Here is a 234-nt window from a genome sequence, read left to right as displayed (position 1 = left end):
CGCCGTGATTTAAAAATAAAAAGTATTACTTAAGAGGGCTGCATATAGGTTACTTTCCATCAGTTATGTACACAGTGCCAATCGTTGATTTATCTAATAGTGTTTGCCATTCGCTGGTATCCCAATTTACAGAGTTGCCACGGCTAATTGCTGTTCGCATATTACTAACAAACTTACTGAAATCTCTTTTTTTTCTATCACGATAAGACAACGCTAATAAGTAGTAATACTCAG

Annotated in this window: 1 protein-coding gene; it reads right to left on the bottom strand. The window is 35.5% G+C overall.

Going from position 1 to position 234, the window contains the following annotated elements; translation table 11 throughout:
* Positions 1-49: 49 nt before the first annotated feature.
* A partial coding sequence (locus SB771_RS37195) for a hypothetical protein (protein WP_410722306.1) occupies positions 50-234 on the bottom strand: 185 nt, incomplete at its 5' end.

Origin of the sequence: Burkholderia sp. SIMBA_051 (assembly GCF_046534915.1) — a bacterium.
Lineage (GTDB): Bacteria > Pseudomonadota > Gammaproteobacteria > Burkholderiales > Burkholderiaceae > Burkholderia > Burkholderia ambifaria.
Note: the sequence above shows the minus strand (reverse complement) of the source record. Positions and strands in the feature narration are given on the sequence as shown.